Origin of the sequence: Streptomyces sp. NRRL F-6492 (assembly GCF_001280125.1) — a bacterium.
Taxonomy (GTDB): domain Bacteria; phylum Actinomycetota; class Actinomycetes; order Streptomycetales; family Streptomycetaceae; genus Streptomyces.
On sequence record NZ_LGEG01000101.1, the window covers coordinates 1 to 1,345 of the forward strand.

1 pseudogene is annotated in these 1,345 nt (G+C 79.1%); it reads right to left on the reverse strand.

Annotated elements, in window-relative coordinates:
- Positions 1 to 1,247, reverse strand: a pseudogene (locus ADL08_RS37135) (hypothetical protein); the annotation flags it as partial.
- Positions 1,248 to 1,345: the final 98 nt, after the last annotated feature.

The window sequence follows — 1,345 nt, forward strand, 5'->3', positions numbered from 1 at the left end:
GTCGGGGGGACGGCTCCGGGGGGCGGGGAGAGCGGGGGTACGGCCCCCGGGGGTACGGACCCGGGCGGTACGGCTCCGGGGGGTACGGCTCCGGGAGCGGCGCCCGCGCCGGGAACGGCGGGGTTCGCGGGCCTTCCGGCCGCACCTGCGCCGCCACCCGCTCCCGCTCCCGCACCCGGTCCCGCGAGGGCCCCCGGAGCCCCCGGAGCGCCCGGAGCCGCCCCGGCCGTCGCCGTGGTCCCGGCCGCTCCCGGAGCTCCGGCCGCCCCCGGAGCCCTGGGAGCGGGGGCCCTCGGAGCCGGAGTCCCGGGGGCCGGAGGCTCCCTCACCACGAAGACGGTCGAGGCGCCCGCCGTGAGCACCGGCGCCGAGACCCGTTCGCCGCCCGTCCCGAACGTGGTCGCCCGGTCGCTCCCGGAGGCGCGGCCGGTGCTCCGGTAGGTCCCCGGGGGGAGCCGTACGGTCGCCCGGCAGAGGGCGGAGGTGTCCGGGGCGAGGACGGCCACGGTCCCGCCCTGCCCCCCGCAGTCGGGCGCGCCGGGCGCGAGGGTGAGACCGGGGTCCTCGACCCGGACGGCGTGGAGGGGAAGGTCGCCCTGGTTGGTGACGGTGTACGTCACGGTGGCCGAAGCCCCGCCCGAGCCCGCACCCGTCCCTGAGCCCGTACCCGCACCCGTCCCCGTACCCCCGCCCGAGCCCGCATCCGCCCCCGAGCCCGCACCCGTCCCCGAGCCCGTACCCGCACCCGAACCCCCGCCCGGGGTGCTGACCGTCGGAGTGCTGACCGTCGGGGTGCTGACCACCACCTCCTCGGTGAGCTGGAGGGCTCCGGCGACCCCGGTGTACCCGGAGCGGGCGGTCGCGGTGAGCCGGGTGTGCAGCGAGGGGACGTCGCCCTCGGCCCGTACGGGACGCACGTGCGTCCCCCGCAGGGCCCGGAACCGGGCCGTGCACTCCGCCTCCTCGGTCGCGGGGAGCGGCGCCGCCGGACACCGGACGGACCCGGCGGGGACGCCGGGGTCGAGGACCCGTACCCGGTGCAGGTCGGCCTCGCTCAGGTTCACCAGCCGGTACCGCTTCACGACCCACGCCCCGACCCGCACCCCGGGCGGCCGGAGGTCGCTGTCGGCCCGGCCGTTCACGGTCACGGTCAGCCGCAGGGACCCGTCCCCGACCCCGCCGGCCCGCCCGGAGCCCTCCAGGAGGACGGAGGCGAGCAGCACCGCCACGAGTAACCCGACGCTCACCCGGAAGCGGCAATAGTCCGATGATCTGCCTACGCGCTCCGCCATGCCCGCCATGCTGACCGGCCCCCGCCCCGGAACCCGCCCCCGGACACGCCCTC